This window comes from Methylobacterium thuringiense (assembly GCF_022179645.1).
GTDB classification, from domain to species: domain Bacteria; phylum Pseudomonadota; class Alphaproteobacteria; order Rhizobiales; family Beijerinckiaceae; genus Methylobacterium; species Methylobacterium thuringiense.
The window spans coordinates 284,300-290,749 of sequence record NZ_BPRA01000003.1 but is presented as its reverse complement, the minus strand read 5'-3'; the positions used below and the strand labels follow the sequence as shown (position 1 = coordinate 290,749).

General features: G+C 62.8%; 7 protein-coding genes. 3 read left to right on the top strand and 4 right to left on the bottom strand.

Annotated elements, in window-relative coordinates:
* Window positions 1-28 precede the first annotated feature (28 nt).
* The gene (locus MFF07_RS04760) at window positions 29-487 is read right to left on the bottom strand and encodes a hypothetical protein (RefSeq protein WP_238230813.1); all 459 of its coding nucleotides are present in this window, start codon (window positions 485-487) and stop codon (window positions 29-31) included.
* A 416-nt stretch (window positions 488-903) separates the two neighbouring features.
* Here MFF07_RS04760 and MFF07_RS04755 point away from each other — a divergent pair, with 416 nt between their 5' ends.
* Window positions 904-1,371, top strand: a complete 468-nt coding sequence (locus MFF07_RS04755; RefSeq protein ID WP_238230811.1) for a low molecular weight protein-tyrosine-phosphatase — start codon at window positions 904-906, stop codon at window positions 1,369-1,371.
* Window positions 1,368-2,171 (top strand): fructosamine kinase family protein, encoded by an 804-nt coding sequence (locus MFF07_RS04750; RefSeq protein WP_238230809.1) that lies wholly within the window; start codon window positions 1,368-1,370, stop codon window positions 2,169-2,171. The genes MFF07_RS04755 and MFF07_RS04750 overlap by 4 nt, the downstream gene beginning before the upstream one ends.
* A gap of 161 nt (window positions 2,172-2,332) precedes the next feature.
* On the opposite strand, the gene MFF07_RS04745 is transcribed toward MFF07_RS04750, so the two are convergent.
* Together MFF07_RS04745 and MFF07_RS04740 are read right to left on the bottom strand one after the other, a co-directional pair.
* Window positions 2,333-2,845, bottom strand: a complete 513-nt coding sequence (locus MFF07_RS04745; protein WP_238230806.1) for an ImmA/IrrE family metallo-endopeptidase — start codon at window positions 2,843-2,845, stop codon at window positions 2,333-2,335.
* 63 nt (window positions 2,846-2,908) lie between these two features.
* On the bottom strand, window positions 2,909-3,262 hold the full coding sequence (locus MFF07_RS04740; protein ID WP_238230804.1) for a helix-turn-helix domain-containing protein: 354 nt from the start codon (window positions 3,260-3,262) through the stop codon (window positions 2,909-2,911).
* Between the two features lie 577 nt (window positions 3,263-3,839).
* Between MFF07_RS04740 and MFF07_RS04735 the strand changes: the two genes are divergently transcribed.
* Window positions 3,840-4,316 carry a toll/interleukin-1 receptor domain-containing protein gene (locus tag MFF07_RS04735; RefSeq protein ID WP_306424623.1) on the top strand — a complete coding sequence of 159 codons (477 nt, stop codon included), beginning with the start codon at window positions 3,840-3,842 and terminating at the stop codon, window positions 4,314-4,316.
* Window positions 4,317-5,038: 722 nt separating this feature from the next.
* Here MFF07_RS04735 and MFF07_RS04730 read toward each other — a convergent pair.
* Window positions 5,039-6,442, bottom strand: a complete 1,404-nt coding sequence (locus MFF07_RS04730; RefSeq protein WP_147814095.1) for an ATP-binding protein — start codon at window positions 6,440-6,442, stop codon at window positions 5,039-5,041.
* Between the last annotated feature and the right edge of the window lie 8 nt (window positions 6,443-6,450).

Below are 6,450 nucleotides of genomic sequence, written 5' to 3'. Positions count from 1 at the left end.
TTTTGACACGGCCTGGACCCAAAGGAGACTACAAGCGGAATGCTTGTCGAAATTTCGCCGCCAGAACGAAAGCACAAGCAATCCAAAATAGACTCATCATTAATTCGAATATTGGAAACCTGATTGCTGTTATTATAATAGGATTGTCGCATCCTGTTTGCGGAATGATCTTTATAATAGCGCCTGGCTTGAATTTAAGATAATTACTTGCCCCACCAAGATTGGCCTTTGCGACACACTCTCTGTCAACGTTACCATCATTTAGGCTGAATTTAATCAACCCATAAATATCCATCTTATATCTATTTGTAGATAAGACTTCAGCATCAATTACTGAGCTATGTTTGGAGATATAATAAGCTTCAATGCTTCGAAGAATTTGCCAAACACCGAACCCCGCAAGTGTTAGGAAGACAAGCAGTGCGACAACGCCCGGAATGATAAGGCGAAGTCGCTGGTTTCGCGATAAGCGCGGTGGTGATGTCATCGTGATCGCTTTAGCTCAGATGCTTTAGAGACAGGTGAATACCGTCCGCTTTCCACCCAACTCGGACGGTCGGAGCGGGTTCTATCTGTCAGATTTCGACCACTAGAGCCGTACCCGACCCGATTGCATCGGGTCGGCGTCTCTAAGCCTTCATTGTGACGCGCTTTCTTTCGACCAACCGGCAACCACTTGGTCGGAAAGCGCTCTAGCGGAACAAACGCCGCGTCAACGGCTCGATACGAGAATCGCCGAGATCCCGCCCCGTCGCGACGCCTCGTGCCGGACTCCAGGTCGGGTTCCGCTGCCCCTCCACCCGCCGGGGAAGGGCGCGGGGTGGACGCGGAGCAATCCCCCCGGACACAAGGTTGGCGGTCGATTGCCGAGCCTTTACGCCGACGCCGACCGACGAGGACCCGATGCCCGACCGCAAGCCCGCCGTGCTGTTCGTCTGCCTCGGCAACATCTGTCGCTCGCCCCTGGCCGAAGCCGCCTTCCGACAGGAGGCCGAGCGTGCCGGGCTCGACGTGGAGGCCGACTCGGCCGGCACCGGCGCCTGGCATGTCGGCAACCCGCCGGATCGCCGGGCGCAGGCGGTGGCGCGGCGCCACGGCGTCGACATCTCCGGCTACGGCGCCCGGCAGGTCCAGCCCGGCGATTTCAGTCGCTTCACCCACATCGTCGCCCTCGATCGCGACAACCTCGCGGTGCTGGAGCGGATGCGGCCGGCGGACGGGGCCGCCCTGTCGCTCCTCCTCGACCACGTACCCGGCCGCCGGGGCGAGGCCGTGGCCGACCCTTATTACGGCGCGGATGCCGGCTTCGACACGACCTGGGCCGACGTGACCGCGGGTGCCCGCGCCCTCGTCGAAAAGTTTTCGCGGTGAGCGCTCTCGCGGCGCACGGCGCCGCCCTGCTCGGCGGCAGCCTTGTGCGGGCCGAGCCCATTGGCGGCGGCGATCTGTCCAGCGTGATGCGCATCGTGCTGGCGGACGGGCGCGAGGCGGTGGTGAAGGACGGCCCGGACCCGCCGGCCGAGGCCGCGATGCTGCGCGCGATCCGGGCCACCGGCGCGCCCGCGCCGGACGTCCTGGCGGTCGACGCCACCGCCCTCGTCCTGGAGCGCCTGGCCGTCAGCGACGATCGCGGCGCCGACGCGGATCTCGGCCGTGCCGTCGCCCGGCTCCATGCCGCGACGGGCGCGCGTTACGGCTGGGCGCAGGACTTCGCCTTCGGCCGGGTCGCGATCGAAAACGGCTGGAGCGCGGAGTGGCCCGCCTTTTGGGCCGAGCGCCGCCTGCTCTGCCACGTTCCGCATTGCGACCCCGCGCTCGGCCGGCGCATCGAGTCCCTGGCCGCGTCCCTCTCGAAAAGACTGCCGGCCCGGCCGCGCCCGGCGCTGCTGCACGGCGACCTCTGGGGCGGCAACGTGCTGTGCGACGGCGCCCGCGTCTCCGGCCTGATCGACCCGGCCTGCTCCTACGGCCACGCCGAAGTCGACCTCGCCCTACTCACCCTGTTCGGCCGCCCCGGCCCGGCCTTTCGCGATGCCTACGGCCCGGCCGAGCCGGGTTTTTCGGAGCGCGTGCCGCTCTACCAGTTGTGGCCGGCGTTGGTGCATCTGCGCCTGTTTGGGGCGGGGTATCGGGGGATGGTGGAGGGGTTGTTGGACGCGGTGGGGGTGTAGGGCGGTGGGCCGGAGCGCGTATCGTCGCCCAGCTGCGTCTTATTTGGAATCCGCTCGGGGCAGGCTTCCGCTTGCGACCCCAAGCGGCTATCTGAAAAGATCGGCTTGTTACTCACAAGTAGTAATGCAGACAACAAAAGTCTGGGCACCACCCACTGTCGCTATGCGGCCCGGCTCCTAGCTACTCGAGTATAAGCCGCCGATACCCAAAGGCGCATCTGAAGCAAATCGTTGCTAACGCCATACATATGACATGCTGCTGCCGGGCTGAGACGTTTCTGAGCAATATAGATTGCTGCTTCGTCAGATATTAGCAGGGCCGGTCCGAGCCAGTTTGCTTCATTTTCTTGCTCACGGTTAAAAATCCGGGCACCACGGGCGTCTGTCAAAGGCGAACCCTGATGACAGAGAAGGCCATGGGCGGCCTCATGAGCAAGGTTAGCGCCTTGTCGTCCTGTGCTGTGCGAATCGTTATGCACGATCCAAGGAGCGCCATCGTTAGGCAGGGTCACTGCTGAGAACTCAGTCTGCCCGACACCTGAAGTCAGGTAGGCGACTGCCTCAGGTTCTCTGCTAGCAAAATCGCTTAGCTTTACGACGTTATAGCCGAGATGTTCAATCAATTTCCACGGGCAAAGCGGCTCGTGCAACTGAACGCCTAACTCCTCCCTCATATCGCGAGCATACGAGTTAGCCTCTGCCTTAAATCCTCTTCGCATCGGAGCCGGCTGGCACTGTTACTGCTTACGCATCTGTTGATACGCTACCTTGATGATGGCTTCTAACGCCTGAACGCCTTCTTGCGAAAGGGCGGGATCTGCTCGCAACAAAGCTGTGATCTGTGCAAGTGGGGATGCACCGCCAGCTTGGCTATGCGCGGTACGCGAAAAATTTGCAGAGTTGAGTCCAGACCACAAGCATAAAGCAGCAAGCGTGTTCACGTCGGGATGTCGACCTTGCGACATGCGCGTTAGCGTCGACGCTGGTACCTCAGCTTGCTCCGCCACTTTCTTCCAAGTGATACCGCGTGACTGGCGCTCTGCGTCAAGAGCAGAAAAAAAGGCGGCGCCATCGAATTTTCCGGCGGTCATGGGCGATTGCTATCTTGCAACGTAAATGCTCCTGCGCAATAAACGAACGAGTTGCGATCTAGCAACCGGCCGCGCATCTCGCAATGTCGCGGAGGCATATGAAGGAGAGATCAATGGCCAAAAGTGGTTCAGGTGGTGGTTATCGCAGCGTTATCAGCGGGCGATACGTCACGAACGCTCACGGGCAGCGCAGCCCGCATACGACGGTAAAAGAGGCTCCCGGTCCGAAGGGATCGAGTGGTGACCATCACCGGAGCGCGATTAGTGGCCGGTATGTCACAACTGGGCACGGGCAGCGCAGCCCGCGGACGACTGAAAAAAACTCTTAGTAGGGAGCTCGCACATGGCTAGATGCACTGCGCCAGCAAGAGGTCATCGCACAGCGAGCGGTGCAGCCGCCTGCCCTGCATGCGGTGGTCGCTCCCGGTTTTACGGCGGCTACAGCAGCTACGGCGATTTTGGGTCGAGCTCGTACCCATCCTATACCTCCCCAGGAAGCGGCGGCGGCGGCCGGAGCGGCGGTAGCGGCGGCGGCCGCAGTGTGAAGCCGAGATGGTCGCAAACTGGTTCGACAGTGTTGTACACCCCTGCCGAGGTGCGGGCACTTACGCCGGTTCGCGAGAACGTTGAGAAGCAAGCAACACTCGACCTTCGGGACGTTTTTCTTTGCCATGCATGGGACGATCGACAGGGCGCCGCCAAGGAGTTGCATGATCTGCTCGTTGCAAGCGGTGTAAAGGTCTGGTTCAGCGAGAAGGATGTTGGCCTCGGCGTGCCCTTGCTCCGCGCCATTGACAAGGGGTTGGCGAATTCGCGGATCGGACTTGTGCTGGTGACTCCCGCGTTGCTGCGTCGCCTTCCAAAAGAAGGTATCGCCGACAAAGAACTCTCGGCCCTCCTCGCAGGTGAGCGGCTTGTTCCCATCGTGCATGACACGACGTATGAAGCTCTTCGTGAAATTAGTCCTCTGCTCGCCTCGCGGAGCGGATTGAGCACTATCGAAGAGTCAATGACAGACGTCGCTGCGAAAATTGCCGACTTAGTCACAGTCTAACTAGGTTTTGGAGATTGTAGCTTAACTGGGGCTGGCGACTTAAGCGCCCCGTTTATGGTATGCGGGTCGTCTCTGGGCTAACATCAACCAGGCGAGGCGAGTCCATTTCTTAGTGTGCTATCTAAGTAACGACTCGTTGTCGTTCAGGACAATACGTGCCCTCCGTTAGATGTCAGCCTGCTGTGAATTTCTAAACCAAGGCGGACAAGCAGGTTTCGACCCAAAACAGCCGAGATGCACTTAGACCCCAAGTAGGAGGGAACCGTTGCCTTCAAGCCTTCAGCCGACAACTGTACAGCGAGACGTCGCCGCCCTGCGTCGTGGCGATGTTCCTGGCTGTCACCAATTCGCGCCCCGAGTTCAGCGTCCAGACCTGGACAGTGCCGGTGCGCGAAGAGCTTGAGCAACTCTGTGCGGCTCTCTGGTAACCCGCCTGTCTGGCTGCAGATCGCGCGATAGCTGCAAAACGTCGTATCATTCAGCCGGCGAAGCTCGGTTAGGCCGTCGCTCCGTATGGCTGAGACGGTCTGCGAGCGAATGTGCCTGAAGCATTCGGCGCTGTTCAGCCAAAGCTTCAGCCGTATAGGAAAAATAGCATACGAGCGGTATGCTGTCAATGGCTCTCACGCGAGGCTGAGTCCGCCACGCGAACCCGTTCCGACGCGTGGGACGGCCTGGGACACGCGGGACGAACGTCCCGAACGTTCGGTATTCCGTCCGCCTCAGGCCGGGATCCGCACCGTCGCCCGGAGGCCCCCGAGGGGCGAATCGTGGAGCGAGACGTCGCCGCCGTGGGTCCGGGCGATGTCGCGGGCGATGGCGAGGCCGAGGCCGGAGCCGCCGGCATCCTGGCGGGCGTCGTCGAGGCGCACGAAGGGCTTGAACACCTCCTCCCGGCTCTCCGGCGGCACGCCCGGGCCGTCGTCGTCGATCGAGACGAGGAAGGAGCGCCCGTCGAGGCGCCCGCCGATGGCGACGGTGTCGCCGTAGCGGGCGGCGTTGGCGGCGAGGTTGAACAGGCAGCGCCGGAAGGCATCGGGCCGCACCGTCACCAGGGGCCGCCCGTCGAGGGTCACGGCGGTCACGTGGGCCCCGAGGCGCTCGATGTCGGTGCGCAGATCCTCGAGCAGCGCGCGCATGTCGGTGGCCGCGGCGGTCTCGGCGGAGTCGCCGCGGGCGAAGGCGAGGTAGCCCTCCAGCATCCGGCTCATCTCGTCGACGTCGCGCGCCAGATCCTCCACGTCCGGGCTCTGCTCGACCAGGGCGAGGGAGAGCTTGAAGCGGGTGAGGATCGTGCGGAGGTCGTGTGACACGCCGTTGAGCATCGTCGTGCGCTGCTCCATGGCCCGCTCGATGCGCCGCTTCATCTCGATGAAGGCGTGGCCCGCCTGCCGCACCTCGCGCGCCCCGCGCGGCTTGAACTCGATCTCGCGGCCCTTCCCAAAGCTCTCGGCCACCGCCGAGAGCCGCAGGATCGGCTTGATCTGGTTGCGCAGGAACAGGATCGCGACGCCGAGCAGCACCATCGACGAGCCGGCCATCCAGAGCAGGAAGATGTGCGAGTTGGAGGCGTAGGCCTGGCTGCGCCGCGCCGTCACGCGCATGACCCCGTCGGGGATCGCGACGCGGATCTCGATGAGGTTGGAGCGGCCCACCGTGTCGATCCAGAACGGCCGGGCGATCTGCTTCTTGATCTCGTCGGACAGGGCCTCGTCGAGGATCGAGAAGAACGGCCGCGGCCCCTGCGGCGGCAGCTTGGTCCCCTTCAGGATGTCGAGATCGAGGTTGAGGCGGTTGCCGGCGATGCGCGACAGCGTCTCGGCGTCCTTGTCCTGGGGGTATGTCTCGTAGATGTCGATCAGCGCGGCGATGTCGGCGGTGACGGCCGAGGACAGGCGCCGGGTCACGAGCTGCCAGTGGCGCTCCATGAAGGTGTAGGCGATCACCGATTGCAGCAGCACCATCGGCGCGATGATGATGATGAGCGAGCGGGCATAGAGCCCCTTCGGCAGCACGTCGCCGATCAGCCGGGACAGGCGCCGCCATGGCCCGCGCGCGCGCACCTCCTCCTTGGCGGGGGCCTCGCCGACGATGGTGCCCTCGATCGTGCGCCCTTCGGCCATCATGGGCCCCG

Coding starts and splice junctions, on each gene's coding strand:
- MFF07_RS04760 (WP_238230813.1), bottom strand. CDS start 487: ATGACATCACCACCGCGCTTATCGCGAAACCAGCGACTTCGCCTTATC.
- MFF07_RS04755 (WP_238230811.1), top strand. CDS start 904: ATGCCCGACCGCAAGCCCGCCGTGCTGTTCGTCTGCCTCGGCAACATC.
- MFF07_RS04745 (WP_238230806.1), bottom strand. CDS start 2,845: ATGAGGGAGGAGTTAGGCGTTCAGTTGCACGAGCCGCTTTGCCCGTGG.
- MFF07_RS04740 (WP_238230804.1), bottom strand. CDS start 3,262: ATGACCGCCGGAAAATTCGATGGCGCCGCCTTTTTTTCTGCTCTTGAC.
- MFF07_RS04730 (WP_147814095.1), bottom strand. CDS start 6,442: ATGATGGCCGAAGGGCGCACGATCGAGGGCACCATCGTCGGCGAGGCC.